1 protein-coding gene is annotated in these 292 nt (G+C 52.7%); it reads left to right on the forward strand.

What is annotated here, in order from left to right:
• Window positions 1-9 precede the first annotated feature (9 nt).
• A partial coding sequence (locus HMPREF2559_RS08735; RefSeq protein WP_246816851.1) for a Rib/alpha-like domain-containing protein occupies window positions 10-292 on the forward strand: 283 nt, incomplete at its 3' end.

Consider the following 292-nt stretch of genomic DNA (forward strand, 5'->3'; position numbering starts at 1 on the left):
ACGGATTCTGTGGATCCGAAGTATGCGGATGATACTAAGGTTGAGCAGGGTGGTGAGGAGACCATTGATGCTCCGACTGACGCTAAGGGTGACAAGCTGCCTGAGGGTACGAAGGTGGAGCAGAATGGTGATTCTGATTTCCCGGGTGAAGTGACTGTCAATGAGGACGGTTCCATCAAGGTTGTTGCTGATGATGATGCAACGCCTGGTGATTACACGATTCCGGTGAAGGTAACGTACCCGGATGGTTCGACCGATACGGTTGACGTTCCGGTCAAGGTCACCGAGAAGG

This window comes from Corynebacterium sp. HMSC072G08, from assembly GCF_001809185.1.
GTDB lineage: Bacteria > Actinomycetota > Actinomycetes > Mycobacteriales > Mycobacteriaceae > Corynebacterium > Corynebacterium phoceense.